Origin of the sequence: Proteiniphilum acetatigenes DSM 18083, assembly GCF_000380985.1 — a bacterium.
Taxonomy (GTDB): domain Bacteria; phylum Bacteroidota; class Bacteroidia; order Bacteroidales; family Dysgonomonadaceae; genus Proteiniphilum; species Proteiniphilum acetatigenes.
In genome coordinates, this window is sequence record NZ_KB905694.1 from 397945 (window position 1) to 415494 (window position 17550).

At 39.5% G+C, this 17550-nt stretch carries 16 protein-coding genes and 1 pseudogene; 13 read left to right on the forward strand and 4 right to left on the reverse strand.

All coding sequences use genetic code 11. The features are described from left to right. Positions 1-41: 41 nt before the first annotated feature. Positions 42-491: pseudogene (locus F597_RS22845) on the reverse strand (N-acetyltransferase family protein); the annotation flags it as partial. A 67-nt stretch (positions 492-558) separates the two neighbouring features. Further along, complete coding sequence (locus F597_RS0106045; protein ID WP_019538828.1) at positions 559-885, reverse strand: ArsR/SmtB family transcription factor; 327 nt, start codon at positions 883-885, stop codon at positions 559-561. 396 nt (positions 886-1281) lie between these two features. Between F597_RS0106045 and F597_RS0106050 the strand changes: the two genes are divergently transcribed. Both F597_RS0106050 and F597_RS0106055 read left to right on the forward strand, forming a co-directional pair. After that, positions 1282-1605 carry a nucleoside triphosphate pyrophosphohydrolase family protein gene (locus tag F597_RS0106050; RefSeq protein ID WP_026327176.1) on the forward strand — a complete coding sequence of 108 codons (324 nt, stop codon included), beginning with the start codon at positions 1282-1284 and terminating at the stop codon, positions 1603-1605. A 10-nt stretch (positions 1606-1615) separates the two neighbouring features. Continuing rightward, complete coding sequence (locus F597_RS0106055; protein ID WP_026327177.1) at positions 1616-2173, forward strand: DNA-3-methyladenine glycosylase I; 558 nt, start codon at positions 1616-1618, stop codon at positions 2171-2173. 2 nt (positions 2174-2175) lie between these two features. Here the strand turns inward: F597_RS0106055 and F597_RS0106060 are convergent, their stop codons facing one another. Further along, a complete protein-coding gene (locus tag F597_RS0106060) occupies positions 2176-3249 on the reverse strand; it encodes an NAD(P)H-dependent flavin oxidoreductase (RefSeq protein WP_019538831.1) in 1074 nt (357 codons plus the stop codon). Between the two features lie 310 nt (positions 3250-3559). On the opposite strand from F597_RS0106060, the gene F597_RS0106065 reads away from it, so the two are divergent. From F597_RS0106065 to F597_RS0106125, 11 genes are all read left to right on the forward strand, one after another. Further along, on the forward strand, positions 3560-4078 hold the full coding sequence (locus F597_RS0106065) for a helix-turn-helix domain-containing protein (RefSeq protein ID WP_245541996.1): 519 nt from the start codon (positions 3560-3562) through the stop codon (positions 4076-4078). A 387-nt stretch (positions 4079-4465) separates the two neighbouring features. Next, a complete protein-coding gene (locus F597_RS0106080) occupies positions 4466-5848 on the forward strand; it encodes an NAD-dependent succinate-semialdehyde dehydrogenase (protein WP_026327179.1) in 1383 nt (460 codons plus the stop codon). Positions 5849-6274: 426 nt separating this feature from the next. Next, positions 6275-6550, forward strand: a complete 276-nt coding sequence (locus F597_RS0106085) for a GlsB/YeaQ/YmgE family stress response membrane protein (protein WP_019538837.1) — start codon at positions 6275-6277, stop codon at positions 6548-6550. After that, a complete protein-coding gene (locus tag F597_RS22550) occupies positions 6543-6683 on the forward strand; it encodes a hypothetical protein (RefSeq protein ID WP_019538838.1) in 141 nt (46 codons plus the stop codon). The genes F597_RS0106085 and F597_RS22550 overlap by 8 nt, the downstream gene beginning before the upstream one ends. A 69-nt stretch (positions 6684-6752) precedes the next feature. Then, a complete protein-coding gene (locus F597_RS0106095) occupies positions 6753-7154 on the forward strand; it encodes a hypothetical protein (protein ID WP_019538839.1) in 402 nt (133 codons plus the stop codon). A 14-nt stretch (positions 7155-7168) separates the two neighbouring features. Then, positions 7169-8149, forward strand: a complete 981-nt coding sequence (locus tag F597_RS0106100; RefSeq protein ID WP_019538840.1) for an alpha/beta hydrolase — start codon at positions 7169-7171, stop codon at positions 8147-8149. A 17-nt stretch (positions 8150-8166) separates the two neighbouring features. After that, positions 8167-8331 carry a hypothetical protein gene (locus tag F597_RS22555; RefSeq protein ID WP_019538841.1) on the forward strand — a complete coding sequence of 55 codons (165 nt, stop codon included), beginning with the start codon at positions 8167-8169 and terminating at the stop codon, positions 8329-8331. A 40-nt stretch (positions 8332-8371) separates the two neighbouring features. Next, the gene (locus tag F597_RS22560; protein ID WP_019538842.1) at positions 8372-8521 is read left to right on the forward strand and encodes a hypothetical protein; all 150 of its coding nucleotides are present in this window, start codon (positions 8372-8374) and stop codon (positions 8519-8521) included. Further along, positions 8494-9525 (forward strand): glycoside hydrolase family 130 protein, encoded by a 1032-nt coding sequence (locus F597_RS0106115; protein WP_019538843.1) that lies wholly within the window; start codon positions 8494-8496, stop codon positions 9523-9525. Before F597_RS22560 ends, F597_RS0106115 begins: the two co-directional genes overlap by 28 nt. A 65-nt stretch (positions 9526-9590) precedes the next feature. After that, a complete protein-coding gene (locus F597_RS20265) occupies positions 9591-11828 on the forward strand; it encodes a glycosyltransferase (RefSeq protein WP_019538844.1) in 2238 nt (745 codons plus the stop codon). Between the two features lie 310 nt (positions 11829-12138). Continuing rightward, entirely contained in the window at positions 12139-12447 is a 309-nt protein-coding gene (locus F597_RS0106125) for an RNA recognition motif domain-containing protein (protein WP_019538845.1), read from the forward strand. Positions 12448-12628: 181 nt separating this feature from the next. Here F597_RS0106125 and F597_RS0106130 read toward each other — a convergent pair whose 3' ends face one another. Beyond that, positions 12629-17446 (reverse strand): RecQ family ATP-dependent DNA helicase, encoded by a 4818-nt coding sequence (locus F597_RS0106130; RefSeq protein ID WP_019538846.1) that lies wholly within the window; start codon positions 17444-17446, stop codon positions 12629-12631. Between the last annotated feature and the right edge of the window lie 104 nt (positions 17447-17550).

The window sequence follows — 17550 nt, forward strand, 5'->3', positions numbered from 1 at the left end:
TGCTTAATGACAAGTAGCCAATGCCCGACATCACGCCACCGGTCGAACTTCCATCCGATTTCTTTCATGTGCGATGCCTGTCTGAACCCGAATTTTTCATGCAGTCGCACACTGCTTTCATTTGGAATACAAATACCTGCAATCAATGCATGTATATCTTCTTTATATATTTCTTTAAAAAGATACTGATAGAGAATCGTACCAAAACCTTTGCCCTGTATATCTTTATCCAAATAAATTGTAACCTCTTTAGTGGATGAATAAGCACAACGGTTATTCCAGTTATGCAGGTAACAATAGCCTGCAATTTTACCGTTAATCTCTCCGACATAATAAGGAAAGCCCTCATCTAAAAAGCCTTTAATACGTTGTTGCATTTCGTCAATGCTTACGACAGCCGTTTCAAAGGTGACGGCTGTATTTTCCACATAATAATTGTAAATATCACAGATGCCTTTTGCATCTTCTAATGTCACTTTCCTTATTTTCATACAGAGTAATATTATTCGTACTTATACAATATAATTCGTAAATCAACGAACTTTGGGGCAAAAATTTTTACTCGGAGTTACAACTTTCTTCGTTATTGATATCGACAAAAAATACAGAAAACAAACTTTTTGCCTTTTCCCAATTTTCTTCATTGATACAGTATTTGACTGTCGGCAACGTGATTGCGCCCTGTACCAGTCCTGCATCCTTAAGTTCGTTCAGATGCTGGGATAACGTACTTTTGGCAATGGGCAGTATTTCCGACATATCACCATGATAACAACACGATTTGCTTGCAAGCATTTCCAGTATAGCGATACGAATAGGATGCCCCAATGCTTTGGCGAACCGTGCAAGTTGTTCTTGTTCGACGGTCAGTTCTTTCTTTGACATATCTCATATAATTTATTGTTCAATTACTTTAGACATTTTGAGTCGCCTTCACGCCTCGAATGTTAATTGAGTCGCCTTCACGCCTCGAATGTTAATTGAGTCGCCTTCACGCCTCGATTTTCAATTCTGCACTCGGCAAAACCAAAGCAAGTTTGACTCCGTCTTCTTCCTGCGCACCTCACCAAAATTCGAACTAATTCACTTTTGGGTTCGGGTTTTCGTCAGTTGTTTCTGCTCTCACTTAATGAAATAGTTCGCAAATATACGAACTATTTTTTAATTCGTAATATTACGAATATATTTTCTAAGAACATTGATTCTGATAACAAGAATAGTATCTTTGCATTGAAATATCAATGGTATGGCTGTAAAAATAGAAAAATGGAGATTGCCCAAATGAATAAAACAGATTTCAACGAGATAATCCGACGCTCCAAAAAGATACGGGAGTTGTATCATGAGGCGGAAAAACAACATCACGGAAATGAATGGACAATAGAAGAAGATGCATTGGCTTTTCTGACCGATGCAGGATTGGTCGGACGGTACACGATGTCGCAACAGGGACGTTGGCCGAAAGAAAACACCCATGCCGAGTTGGAACATAAACTGGGTGAATGTATCTGGTGGCTAGTTGTTTTAGCCGACAGGATGAACATTGATATGGAAGAAGCGTTAGAAAAATTCCTTTCCAAAACAGAGAAATTATTCGGAAAATAAATCATTGATTATGTCCTATTGCTTTTACATAGACACCATGCAACCCGAAGAGAGAAAAGCGTTACACAAGAATTACCACGACAATCATTACGGTTTTCCTATCCACGATGATAACGAATTGTTCGGTCGACTGATCATGGAGATCAATCAGGCGGGATTAAGTTGGGAAACCATTTTAAAGAAAGAATCCTCATTCAGGGAAGCTTACGATAGTTTTAATATTAAAAAAGTAGCATCTTACACTGAAAAAGACCGTGAACGTTTGCTGAATGATGCGGGTATTATCCGTAACCGATTGAAAATCAATGCTGCAATAGAAAACGCCAACACTATTCTCGCATTACAACAAGAGTTCGGTTCTTTTGAAAAATGGCTCGAGCATCACCACCCTAAAACAAAAGACGAGTGGGTAAAGCTGTTCAAAAAAACCTTTCGTTTTACCGGTGGTGAAATTGTGAACGAGTTTTTGATGAGTATTGGTTATTTACCCGGATCACATTCCGAAAACTGCCCTGTTTATAAAGAAATTCTGAAACAAAACCCTATGTGGAACGCAGGAAGAAAATGAATTTATATCATTTTCAACTCTGCCATTTCATATTCAGCCTTTAATGCGGAAATAATTTCTTTTACTGTGGAGATCTTCTTTGCCAGATAAGCGTTACTTCCGGCAAAGGCGTATCCCCTCTTCATATTTCCTTTGGATGAATTATACAGCGCTTTCATGATGCAATACGGACTTTTCTGATAGTCGCATGTTTTTATACAATGTAACGGACAACTTCCAGGTACTTCCGTACCGGACTCGATCTTATTGATATATTCGTTGCGGATAGCCCGTCCCGGCATTCCTACAGGGCTTTGTATGATTATGATATCTTCCTGCTTTGAATCGATATATGTTTTCTTAAAAGCATAAGGGGCATCACATTCTTCTGAAGTAACAAAGATGGTTCCCATTTGTACACCGGATGCCCCCAGCTGAATAAACCGGTATATATCCTGGCCGGAATAAATACCCCCGGCGGCAATAACAGGTATTGATTTAATATCTTTATATTGTACCATTATCTGGACAACTTCCGGAAGTATATGTTCCAGCGCGAAATTCTCATCTTCAATCTGGTCCTTCTTAAAACCCAGATGCCCTCCGGCCTTTGGGCCTTCCACCACAATGGCATCAGGCAAATAATTATAGTTTGTCTTCCATTTCTCACAAATGATTTTTGCTGCGCGCGATGACGAAACAATAGGCACTAACTTTGTTTTACTATCGGGAGTAAGGTAAGAGGGTAAGTCGAGAGGAAGTCCTGCCCCGACAAAAAGAAAATCAACATTCTCCTGAATAGCAGTCCGTACCATGTCGGAGAAATTAGTAAGTGCTGCCATTATATTGATACCAATCAACCCATTACTCTTTGCCCTGGCTTTCCGTAATTCTTCCTTTAAGCCCCATATACAGTCTTTCAAAAAATCAGCCGGTTTTTGATGATACAAAAGCCCTATCCCGGCACAGGAGATAACCCCGATACCCCCTTCATTGGCAACGGCAGAAGCTAACCCGGAAAGAGATATTCCCACTCCCATTCCTCCCTGAACGATCGGGAGTTTAATATGTAAAGACCCTATATAAAATGATTTCATCAATGATTCTTTTTTGAATGATAATTAACCTTTAAAGGTGAGAATTATTTCTTGTATAATTATTACATAATAATAAAAATAAGTTACATGTTTCACAGGATTATAGAATCCGCCAATCAAATCCATTGTTGATAAATATGCAATACACATCGTCCTTTTATAAGTATGCAATTTTTATCAGCATCAGATGAAATGACATGTTAGTATGTGAAATTCAGGCTGTTTTAAAACAATAGGAGATCATTATTTGTTTATTATATGGCAAGTTATGAAAATTTATATTAGACATATGGTAAGCCAACGATGCAAAATGGCAGTAATGCAAGAGCTAAAGAAAATAGGGCTCAATTACATTACCGTGGACTTAGGGGTCGTTACTCTTCCGGAGGATATAACGAAAGAACAAAAAAACCAATTGAAACAGGCTTTGCATAGTTCCGGATTAGAACTGATAGAAGATAAAAAAGATATACTGGTCGAACAGATAAAAACAGCAGTCATAGAATCGATACATTATTCAGATACTCAATTAAAAGTGCCCTTTTCAGCCTATCTGAGTAATAAATTAAACCTCAACTACACTTACTTATCCAATATGTTTACAGAGTCAGAAGGTATTACCATTGCTCATTTCATTATCACACATAAAATCGAACGTGTGAAAGAACTCATTCAATACGATGAACTGACTTTCTCTGAAATCGCCTACAAAATGCATTACAGTAGTATTGCACACTTGTCGAATCAGTTCAAGAAGATGACAGGCATCACTTTGTCATTTTATAAAACACACGGACAGAGAAGGGAAATTAATATTGAAAACCTGTGAATTGTGTAATTTTCCTTTATTTATTTGTTTTTCAAATCATCTGATTCCTCCTTGTTCTTATCTGCCCGTTTATGGGCTTTTTCCGCTCGCTTTTCTTTCAAATTCTTTTGAGGAGCCTTTTTATCGGCCCGCCCTTTTCCCTTACTTTCCTTTGACATAACTATTCAAAATATTAATGAACCACAAAGATGGGAATTATTAAACCCGATAGTATTACACAAGAAGCAAAACAAGTTGCATCTTTTACATATTTACAGGAATACCGGTTAAAATCCAATATCAAAAACCTGTTAAACATGCAATTAATAACCGGTTAATTGTAACATATCATTTAAAATGAAAGCCTACCTTTACAAATCAACACCTAAAAGTGTTGAACAAATATATATGTCAATAAAAACTGTAAATCCGACGACAAATGAAAAGCTGCAATCATTTGATGAAATGTCCAAAGATGAAATTGAAGCCGCAATCAACCAATCAGAAATAACCTACCAGAGCTGGAGAAAAACCACTTATAAACAAAGAGCGGTACTGTTGCACAAAGTGGCAGAAATACTCCGGATAAGAAAAGAGGAACTCGCCGGGTTAATTACGCTCGAAATGGGTAAATTAATTGGAGAAAGCAGGGCTGAAATAGATCTTAGTGCAGATATTTTCGATTATTATGCAGATAATGGAGAGAAATTCCTGGCAGATAAAACCCTGAAACCTGAATTTGGAGAAGCTTTTATACGCCACAGTCCGATAGGCGTTTTGCTGGGTGTTGAACCCTGGAATTTTCCATTTTACCAGGTAGCGCGCTTTGCTGCTCCCAATATTATGATAGGAAATACGATTCTTCTGAAACATGCTTCCAATGTACCTCAGTGCGGAATAGCAATGGGAGAGATATTTAAAGAAGCCGGCGCTCCCGAAGGATTGTATACCAATCTGTTGATTCCCGGAGATAAAATATCGAAGCTCCTTTCCGATGATCGAATTAAGGGAGCATCCCTGACAGGCAGTGAAAAGGCCGGCGCGAGCCTGGCTGAAGCGGCAGGAAAAAATATAAAAAAATCAGTGCTGGAACTTGGCGGCAGTGATCCTTTTATTGTACTGGATGATGCCGATATTGAAAAAGCGGTGTACTGGGCGGTGATAGGGCGTATGAATAATACCGGCCAATGCTGCGTCGCCGCAAAGCGTTTTATCGTTATGGAATCCGTTTATACCGAGTTTCTGACCAAATTAAAAGCCGCTTTCCAGTCGCTAAAGGTGGGTAATCCGATGGATGATGATACACAATTAGGCCCGTTATCCAGTCAGGATGCCTTATCCGATTTATCGGATCAGATAAATAAATCGGTGAAAGCCGGAGCCAAAGTAGAACTGGGCGGAGGTCGAATAGATCGTTTGGGAGCTTATATGGAACCAACGATCCTGTCGGATATAAATAAAAATAATCCGGCTTATTTCCAGGAGCTGTTTGGTCCTGTGGCTTTGTTGTTTAGAGCCAAAACAATAGAAGAGGCTATTAACCTTGCCAATGATACCAGCTATGGGTTAGGTGCTTCAATTTTCACCAGTAACATAAAACAAGGGAAATTATTAGCTGATCAAATAGACGCAGGAATGATTTTCATAAATCATCCTGCATGGACCCAACCCGATCTGCCATTTGGAGGAACAAAAAGGTCGGGGTACGGACGGGAATTATCGGAATCAGGCCTTGAGGAGTTTATCAATAAGAAATTAATACGGACAAGTCTATTGACTGATCCGTTTTGAGGAAAGACCTTTTATGCTAATGGATTAACAATTTTTAAAATCACAGCTAACGAAGGAGTACCAATGGTCCTCTTTCGTTTTTATGATCAGCTAACTTTTCAACCATAAAATGAAAAACAATCCGTATAATTAGAATAAAATACTCCGCTTACAGTTGATCAAACAAGAGCTTCACAGCGATAACACGGTGTTGTATAATTCACATTATTAATTACATAATTCACAGATTGAGAGGCCAGATCTGTTTTCAGATTGTTCTAATGATATAAAGACAGTTATCTGTCAGAAACAATTTAAAACATAATCAACGGATTATGGATAAAAGAAATAACGCAATCGGACGGGCAGCAGGTCCTCCTTTTTGCATCTCTAGTAGTTGATGAAAGTAAGAAAAGAAGAAACAAAACAAATAAAAAAACAAACAAAATGGATGTAGGAATAATTGGTTCAATAGTTATTGGTATTATCGCCGGTCTTATTTCCGGCCGGAGTACAAAGGGCCGGGGATTCAGTTTACTGGTAAATTTAATAGTCGGCCTAATCGGAGCTGTATTGGGTGGCCTGATCTTCAGCCTGCTGGGGATAACCTTCGGCGGGGTCATAGGAGTACTCATCGTATCAGTCATAGGAGCTGTTTTCTTCCTATGGATACTGTCTTTATTCAGCACGCGTAATAGGCAAACCGGAATTTACAATGGATAAACCGATAGGGCTTATCAAAAAAATAAGGAAAAATGAAAAAGATTCATGGAATGACACAAGAAATACGACCGATAAAAAAGCGGACACAATCAAAACCGATATAAAAAGGGATGTTAAGAGAAAATTGAATTAATATCCGTACGATGTGAGAATACCAGCCAATCACAATAAATAAAACGGCTGGCTTATCTAAAAAAATGTTATGAATAAATTACTGTTTTTAAGTATAATGATATTAACCTCGCTTGGTTTTATATCTTGCGGAGACGATGATGCTCCGGTATTAGGAGCCAAAGTACAGGTTACGGTAAAGAATATGGCAGGGACTGCCCAAACCAATACGACTGTTTACTTATATAAAAATACGGAAATAGATGGCTCTACGAAAAGTACTGATGCCGACAAATATGTTGTAACAGATGAGAATGGTATTGCCACATTCAACTTAAATTTTACCGAATTAAATATTCTTGAATTTGAAACGACTTTGTCTTTTGCTGTCTTTTATGAAGTCGGTGAGGTTGAATTTGTTGCCCCGGGCAGTACAAGCGTGACGGTAAAAAGGAATGACGAGAAAGAAGTTGACATTACAATTCCATTCTAAGAAACAAGAAGTATATGCAACAACAAACGGAAAATTCACCGGATTATCTGGAAGACAAGCATCTGAGTCCTGAAGTAAAAAACTATTTAAAGGTACTGAATGTGGGAGAGCCTGTTGAAACATTGTCGAAAGAGGGTGCCCGCAAAGTGCTTATAGCGGTTCAGGAAGAAGTAAAAGTCGATCTGTCGGGTATTGAAGAATCTGAAAAAACAATTCCTGATAAAGACTATCCGGTGAAATTAACCGTTGTTCGTCCTGCAGGCGTCACAAAAAAACTACCCGCATTTATTTTCATACACGGGGGAGGCTGGATACTGGGAGACTATCTCACTCATAAACGGTTGGTACGTGATCTGGTCGTAGAATCGGGATATACCGCAGTTTTTGTCCATTACACGCCTTCGCCCGAAGCTAAATATCCGCAGGCAATCCATGAGATTTATGCGGCCACAAAGTGGGTTGCAACCCATGGAGACGAATTAAATATAGATGGTAGTCGTCTGGCTCTGGCCGGAAACAGCGTGGGAGGTAATATGGCGATTGCAACCGGTTTATTCGCGAAGAAAGACCATGCATCGTTTATCAAAGTCCAGCTTTTATTATGGCCTGTGACAAATGCCCGTTTCGATACGGATTCGTATAAGATGTATGCCGAACAACGATTTTTAACGACATCGATGATGAAATGGATGTTCGATCAGTATACAACAGACAGGAAACAGCGTGAAGAAATTTTTCTTTCACCGCTTTTGGCTTCTGTTGATGAGCTGAAAGGGTTACCTCCCACAATCATACAAGTGGCCGAAAATGATATCCTGCGGGATGAAGGCGAAGCGTTTGGGCGGAAGCTGGGCGATGCCGGGGTCGAGAACACGACGATCCGTTACAACGGTGTCATTCACGACTTTGGATTATTAAACGGATTAGCAACTTTACCCCAGACACGTTCGATGCTCATCTATTCGGCAGCAATGTTAAGATATTATCTCAAATAAATTTAATAAAAATAATTATGAATAAAGTAGTAGTAGGTATCGTGATTGGTTTTTTCACAGGATATTTAATTCGCAAGATGCAAGATGATGGACAATTTGACTGCACTTACGATAATGCCTGCAAATTTTTCAGGAAATCAGAGAAAGATTTAAAGAACATACAAATGAAGCCGAATATTTGAAAGATTAAGTGGAAGACAAAAAAGAAAAGAATCGTATGATATGAAAGGAAAAGAAAGCAAAAAGGAAAAGAAAAAAGAGAAGGCAACGGGTGGAAAGACGAAAGATCTTTCAGAATACCAGAAAGCCAAGCAATCCAGACAAGACACTAAGCTAAATATAAAATGGCAAATATCAGACGGGAAGGTATAATCCTCGAAAAAACGGATTTAAGTTTTGAAAATGAAGGAGTACTGAACCCGGCTGTCATTGCCGAAGGCCGTACTGTGCATCTTTTTTATCGTGCGGTGCGCGAAGGGAACCATTCCACCATAGGTTATTGTCGTTTGGAAGGGCCATTAAATGTAGTCAGGCGCGATAAGGAATCTTTCATGCATCCTGAGTTCGAATACGAGAGTCAGGGCGTTGAAGACCCCCGGATCGTAAAGATCGGCGATATCTATTATATGACTTATACAGCCTATAACGGGATTAATGCAATAGGGGCGTTAGCGATATCTTCCGATCTGAAACATTTTACAAAAAAGGGGATAATAACTTCCGGGTTCACCTATACCCAATTCAAGGACTTGCTGGGCTCGGAAGTTGAGCATACGAGTAAGTATTTCAGGAGTTATAATAAAAGGGAATCCCTGACAGAATCGGGAAAACCGGTTTACCTGACGGATAAAAACCTTATATTTTTCCCGCGCAGGATAAACGGGAAACTATGTTTTATGCACCGGATTAAACCGGATATCCAGCTTGTGAGGATCAATAACCTTGAAGAACTGACGTATGACTTCTGGATAAACTATTTTCTGGACTTTACCAGCCATATTATGTTTGAACCGCGGTACGACCATGAGTCGAGTTATATCGGCGGCGGATGCCCCCCGGTAGAAGTACCCGAAGGCTGGCTGATGATATACCACAGTGTGTGCGATACACCGGAAGGGTATATTTATACGGCATCGGCGGCACTATTGGATCTGGAAGACCCCCAAACAGAAATAGCAAGGCTTCCCTATCCTTTATTCAGCCCCGAAACCGATTATGAATTGAACGGTGTTGTAAATAGAGTATGTTTTCCCACGGGTACGGCTGTATTCAACGGCAGGCTGTACATCTATTACGGGGCCGCGGATAGGTGCATAGCCTGTGTCTCGGTTCAGCTACGTGAGTTGGTAGACGAATTAATGTCATATAAAAAATGAAACGAGCAGGAGAAATGCTCCATATACTTCCACACACAATTGATGTAGACAAATAAAACAATCGTATGAAAGAAATAATATGCGTAACAACATATCCGCCCCGGGAATGTGGCATCGCCACTTTCTCGGATGATCTGATACGTGCCATTGAAGTGAAATTCGGCTCTTCTTTTACCGTAAAAGTTTGTGCTTTAGCATCGCAAAGCGAACAGCATACGTATGGTGATAAAGTGAAGTATGTATTAAACACCTCGGAAGCTGCCGATTTCCCGGACATGGCTCGGAGAATAAATGAAGATCCGGATACGGAGATGGTACTTATCCAGCACGAATTCGGCTTGTTTGCCGAACACGAAACAGCATTTTTGAAGTTCGCAGGCTTGATTAGAAAACCGCTTATTATTGTTTTTCATACCGTACTGCCCAATCCGTCGCCGGAGCAAAAAAAATACCTCAGACAACTTGCCCGCCGCTGTTCTGCGGTAATCGCAATGACACAGACATCGGCTGAGATACTTGAAAAAGATTATGATATAGAACCCAATAAAATAAATATCATTCCACACGGGACCCATTTAGTATCGCACAAAGACAAAAAGAAACTGAAAGAAAAATATAAAGTTACCGGACGCCGCATTCTTACTACTTTTGGATTGTTAAGTCCGGGCAAAAGCCTTGAAACTACCCTCGAAGCATTGCCGGACATTATAAAGGAAAACCCGACTGTGTTGTTCCTGATTATAGGAAAGACACATCCTACCATACTCAAAACAGTCGGGGAAGCTTATCGGGACATGCTGAAAGCGCGGGTCGTTGAGTTGGGACTGACGGATTATGTAAGATTTGTCAATCTCTATTTAGACCTTCCTGTTTTGTTGGAATATTTACAACTGACCGATGTTTACTTATTTACTTCGGCCGACCCGAACCAGGCCGTAAGCGGCACTTTCGTGTATGCTTTAAGCTGCGGGTGTCCTATTATCGCTACGCCTATACCGCATGCGCTGGAACTGCTGAAAGATAATTCGGGGTTGATTTTTGATTTTAAAAATTCTGGTCAACTGGCTAAAGCGACCAATAGATTACTGAAAAGTAAAAAATTGCGATCCGGGATGAGGATCGCCGGATTGCAGAAGACAGCCGAAACAGCATGGGAAAATACGGCTATTGCTTATACGCGGTTGTTTAATAAGGAACTCAAAAATGAGGAGACACTTATTTATTCGTTGCCTCCCGTCAACCCCGACCATATTAAAAGAATGAGCAGTTCTTTTGCAATGATCCAGTTCTCAAAGGGAAACCGTCCGGATATCCGTTCGGGTTATACCCTGGATGATAACGCACGTGCATTGGTAGCCTTGTGCCGGTTATATGTTGAAACGAAAGACGTGTCGTGCGAAAAATACATTAAGAAATACCTTGATTTCATCCGGTTTTGCCAGCAAGCGGATGGTACTTTTTTGAATTATGTAGATAAAGACCTTGCATTTACTGCTCAAAATGATGAAGATAAATTGGAAGACAGTAATGCCCGCGCCATTTATGCATTGGGTTATTTTATTTCACAGAGGGGGAAATTCCCGGATAGATGGACTGAAGATGCGATAGAGACCTTCGAACAAACATTTGATATGATTATGGGGATGAGATCCCCCAGAAGTATAGGGTTCGCTATAAAAGGTTTGTTTTATTTCCAGCGTACCTTTCCCGGTAGTGAAGTCATCAAACTTATTACTGTATTAGCTGAAAGGCTGACCAGCTGTTACCGGCAGAACCGTGAAGATAAATGGAAATGGTTTGAAGCTTACCTGACGTATGATAACAGCATCCTTCCGGAGAGCCTGCTCTACGCATACCAGATAACCAAAAATAACATATACAGGAAAATAGCCGAGGAGTCTTTCCATTTTTTATTGGATAATATACTTATTACACAGCAGATAAAAGTTGTCTCCAATCAGGGATGGCTTCAAAAAGCGGTCAAAGGTAAAAGATATGGCGAACAGCCTATCGATATAGCCGGTACCGTGATTGCACTGTCCGCATTTTATTCCGTATCCGGCCAGGAAGAATACCGGGAAAAGCAAAAAGTCGCTTTCAGCTGGTTTCTGGGAAATAATCACCTTCACCAGATTATTTACAATCCGGTGACCGGAGGATGTTATGACGGACTGGAAGAACATAATGTTAATTTAAACCAGGGCGCGGAGTCGGCCGTATCTTATCTGATGGCAAGGCTTTGCATGAACGATAATCCGATCAATGAGACTGTAAAAAACACGCCTGGAATACGATCGCTATAAAACAATAGTCTACTTCTGCAAAATAAAATATTATAATACAGCAAATAAGTCAAATTCTTTCCGTACCTTTGTATCTTAAGCAATTAAGTTCGTTATTGTATCTTTCTTTTCAATGTTTTGCTCCGCCCCGGTTTGCGGATCTTTCCATCGTCAAAATCGACAACAAAATCAAATTTCTTGTTTATAACATTCACCTGTCGCGAGGGTGTACAGTGTATAGAGACTTACAAACGCTCGACGGTGATATTTCCTAAAGGAACAAAATAATAAATATGACATTTAAAGAATTAACTAATTAACAAAGAAAAGAATGAACATTTACGTATCAAATTTAAATTTCAGCACAACAAGCGAGAGTCTACAGGAACTATTTACGGCGTACGGTGAAGTAACCTCCGCTAAAATTATCACAGACAGAGATACAGACAGATCGCGAGGTTTCGGTTTTGTTGAAATGTCTAACGACACAGAAGGTCAAAAAGCCATTGCCGAATTGAATGACACCGATTTTGAAGGAAAGACAATTACCGTAAACGTGGCACGCCCCAAGACCGAAAGAAACCAGGGTGGCTATAACAATCGTGGAGGTGGCGGTGGTTATAATAGAAATCGCTATTAATCAAAATGATAAAGACCTCAAACGGGCAGTATAAAAGATTATATTGCTCGTTTTTTTCAGAACTCGCATATCTGACCTAACACGGTTTGTTAACCGTATAAATTCAGGTGTCACCCAGGTTTCCTATTAAAAGGTTTTCTCCGTTTTAATTACTGATATCTGATGTTTGAACGAACAGGTACTACCGGCTTTTCACAAATTTCAGTTCTGGGAGAATTATCTTCACCTCCGTATCCATATCCTGGTTTTTCCAATATACAATAAAGTTAACGTTAGCGGATTGGAGATTATATCCTTTTTGTAACAAAGGTTCCAATCGACTAGAACAAAAATGTTGTGAAAACTTTAATACCGGTCGATTCTGGAGGTTAAAGCAAGTATCCCCTTCAACCCTCAATTCATCCCCACTGACCAACTTCTCCAGACTCCACTGCCTATTCATAAAATACCCCAGCCATACATCTTTGTGACTTAAATGGAGGCGCAGTTCATCAGGTTGCCCATACATATCAAAATCCACCATTCTCTCTATCGATTCCATATTTATATTATTGAGACACGAACCGTTGAGATGAAGATAAAGATTTTGCTTTGCCCGGGTCATTGCCACATACAGTAATCGTTTTTCTTCATCGCCAGAAAGAACGAAATTTTCCAAAAGTAAAAAGATATTGTCAAATTCCTGTCCTTTCGCCTTATGCATGGTCGATATAAATATCGTTTCACCATCTTGCGGAAGGAAATCTTCGAGCTTCGATTCTTTTATAAACAGAGCTAAATCAGATTTGTATTTTCCATATTTATTGGTCTCCTCAAATTCTTTTATAAGTCTATTTACAATTTCAATCTTTGTACTATTACCAAACTTTTTTTGTAACTCCTGTTTGGATTTTTCCCAGATATGATCACCTATTTTTGGTGAAGAAATATCTGAATTTATCTGCTCAACAAAATATCGCATTTCGAGCAAATCATATAAATTAAAGCTGTCATTAGATTGTATAAGACTGGCTTTCAATCCTCTTTTCAATAAAAGTCCGGCCACCAAGGAAGCCTCATCATTAGTCCTTGTAAGCACACAGGTAGTTCCTCTCAGTCCTGTTTCACAGATATTATTCACCAATGGAACAATAAGGTTATCCGTATTATTATAATATACAATCCTTACTTTTCCATTATTGTTATCAACAGCGATGATCGGGCCTTTTTTAAGCCTGTGAGTGAGTTTTCGTGCAAATTTATTCGAGAATTGCACGAGATTATTTTTACTTCTGTAGTTCTCTATCAGCTCGTATTTCACCGACTCTTTTTCATCTATCAACGATTTCATATACTTTGAATCGGATCCCCTGAAGGCATAGATATTTTGATCGTCGTCACCAACAGCTATCACACGCATATCTTCATTGAATTCCATCAAGGCTCTTATCAAAGAAAATTCATCAGCGCTCATATCTTGCGCTTCATCGATCACTAAAACCGTTTTCGTTATCTTGCTTAATTCTATATCACGGCTTTTTATTTTTTCGGTTGCTATGCGGACTATATCCTCTGATTTCTCCACATTTCCGACAAATCCCAATAAATCAAAGCAAAAAGAATGAAAAGTTTTTATTTCCACAAAATATGCGGCATTACCGATCAGTTTTATCAGTCGTTTCTTAAACTCGGTGGCGGCCGCCCGTGAGAACGTAAGCATCAACAACTGCTCATGTTTCACATCTTCCATCAACAGCAACGAGGCAAGTTTATGCACCAACACTTTTGTCTTCCCGCTTCCCGGGCCCGCAGCAACAACGATATATTTCGACTTGCTGTCTTTTATGATTTTCAATTGCTCCGTGGATAATTCACCGAAAATCTGTCTGAACTTAGTAGGAGTAATATTTCTTTTCAACTCATTTTGCCTGCTGTTACTGAAATATTTATTCAGAAAAGAGGCATGGTTCAGTTGGAAGTAATCCTCCACAAATAATAGCGCTTCCTTATACCCCCTTATCATCTTCTTGGCATACTCGCCAACAATATGTATCTGCTCTATTTTATTTTTGTAGAATCGATCGAGTTTCTCATAATCGTCAGTCGTATAACGCTTGGAATTATTTTTCTCTAACCTTTCAACCGTAAGCTTGTTATAGACGACAAGAAAACCACCTTCAATTTTGATAGATTCAATACGGGAAAGATAAAAGAGGGCATCCTCTATATCATCAAAGGTAATTTCCAGTTTAAAAAGCATCTGCGCTTTTTCGTATTCGCTTTTCAATTCCAGCACCGAAAACTCGACCAACATTTCATCTCCTGCAGTATCCTGAATTGCCTTTTTATTTTTCTCAAAAATATATTCCAGAATGAATTTCGAAAGTTCCTGTCTTTTTTCAAGCAGTTCCTTTATTTTATCCTTCGGCTCCTTAAAAGCTATCAAGACATGGTTTGGGGAATTATTGTAATTCTCGTACCGTTCCCGTTTGATCCATTTCTTTATATCCCAAAAGTTGATGATCGTTTTTATCTTATCGGTAGAGACATTCCTACATCCCTCCTGTCCCGCACCCTCGTTCAGTACCTTCAGATTGTACGTTGCCCCCTGTTCATCCAATGCCGACAACAAAAAATTCTCTATCTTGCTGTATGTTTCCAGTATGAAAAGTGATTGGTTCTGTTTTTCATTTTTCCGGATAAAAGCGGTGAGATCTTTTGCATCCGCCAATATCTCTTCTTCACGCATCAAGTTTATGATGCGTATGACATCCTCCCGGACAATACCCAAATGATCGGAAATATAATCGACACGTGACTCGGCCACTTCATCTGAAGCATGTCTATGACTTTTATTTGAAAACAGTTTTTTGATTATCCTTGTCGCCTGTACCTCCTGCTTGTCGTCGAAATGTGGAGAATTCCGGATCTTTATAATCGCATCCTCCGCATTTTTCGTGAGAATACTGTTGGCAAAAATCCGGGGCATATTTTGACCTCGTTTTAAATATCCTACATCTTCGAGTGCTGCTATTGCCGACTTGACCCGTGTTTCTATCTCGGCCAGGTTATCATCCCATCCTGCTTTCCGGGCAATCTCCAAAGCTGAATTGGATATTGTCGATCTGAAACCGGTAAGTTCTTTGATCGCTTTCCAGATTTGTTGCACCTCTTTAATGTTGAGTTTTGTCTGGTTGAGCAAGGTGAAATGTTTGTCCAGATCCTGCTCGTTGAATAAGACGTAACAATCGGCGGTAATATTCTCATCTCGACCCGCGCGGCCGGCTTCCTGCACATAATTCTCCAGAGAATCAGAAATCTCATAATGGATCACCATCCCCACATCTTTCTTGTCGACTCCCATCCCAAAAGCAGAGGTAGCCACAATTACCCTGACTTCCCCCGACATAAAAGCATCCTGATTCTCCTTTTTCTGCTTCACATCCATTTTTCCATGGTAAACCCTTGCGCTGAAACCATCGTCGCATAATCTTTCGGCTAATTTAGTGGCTCGATAGGTTCTGGAAGTATATACAATAATCGGACAATCTTTCGAGTCGATAAGATTTCGTAGAGTATTGTATTTTTCATCGTCATTTTCATTATTGAATACCATATAATGAAGATTCGACCTTGAAGTACCGGAGACAAAAAGATCAAGATCAAGCGAAAGTTTTTTGCTGAAATAATCCCTTATGTCTTCTATTACTTTTTGCTTTGCAGTAGCTGTAAAACAGGAGACAGGTATCGGTTCATCGAGTTGTTTATTATCCTGGATCAAGTGTATAAAATCAGCGATATACATGTAATCCGGCCTGAAATCCTGTCCCCAGATAGAGAAACAATGTGCTTCATCAATCACGAAGCGGGCGATTTTCCTGCCCAGTAATAAGCGTTCTATCGTTCTTGACCGCAATGATTCGGGTGAGAGATACAAAATCGATGCAGAGCCATCTTCCACTCTTTCTATCGATTTCGCCCTTTGAATCGGATCCAGCAACCCGTTAATGGTAACAGCATCAATGATACCGTTCTTCTCGAGATTATCCACTTGGTCCTTCATTAAGGATTGTAATGGAGAGATCACAACAGTCAGCGCTTTTGCACTTTCACCCGCCATAAGTGCCGGAACCTGGAAGGCCAGCGATTTCCCTCCTCCCGTTGGGAATATTGCAAGCAGAGATTTACTGGCAACTGCCGCCTTTACGGCATTTTCCTGCAAAGCCTCGCCATCATATTCACGATAAGAGTCGAAACCGAAATATTTTTTCAACGCCTTATGAACGTCTAAAAAACTGTTGCAATAAGCACAACCTGTAATGCAGGGACTATTCCGTAGCAGAAACATCACATTTTCTGCTACAGGATAATTTTTAAGAACCCATGGAGGTGTGATCGAATAACGGTTTCTCGCATTGATAAGTGCAAGGCAATAAGCAAGTTCTACCGGATATGCGTTAACAAGATATTCAATATCTGCATTACTACATATCTCCGCTTCAAATTTTCTTCGTATCTCTATTGCTACATTTATTTGATTGGAAGAGAAATCGATATACTGAAAAAAGCCGGCAAATTCTTTCACATTGGCTAAGAGCAAATAATAAATTCGCTTCAGTTCCTCGTCCAATTTTGCAAATTCGTTTATCTCATCATACAATAGATTTTTGGCTTTTATTGAATCATTAAGCGGATTATTATAGTTTTCAGGATCGAGCTTATCGTCTTTTACCAGGTTATGGTATGGTTGTGCAGGAAATAATAAAGGTGAAAGGTAAAGTGTATCTATTATATTCAGGTTATTCAAACCCGGTATCTCTTTTGCGATGTATTTTAAATCGTGTGTAAGTATATTATGTCCGCATATATACGCCGTTCCGGCTATAAAATCAGCAAACTCCTTAACCGAAGCAATATGGAGTCTTTCTCCATTGCCCTTTATACTCCCAATGTCTAGTATTCTATGATTATTAGGATCAATTTCGGTATCAAAAAAAGTAATGATTTTACTTTGTTCCATTTTTTACGAATCGCATTATCCCACAATACATTTACAGGTTCGACTGCAAATATAAAGAAAAATTCAATTAAAAATTGCTGACATAGGGTTCTCACAAACTCTTG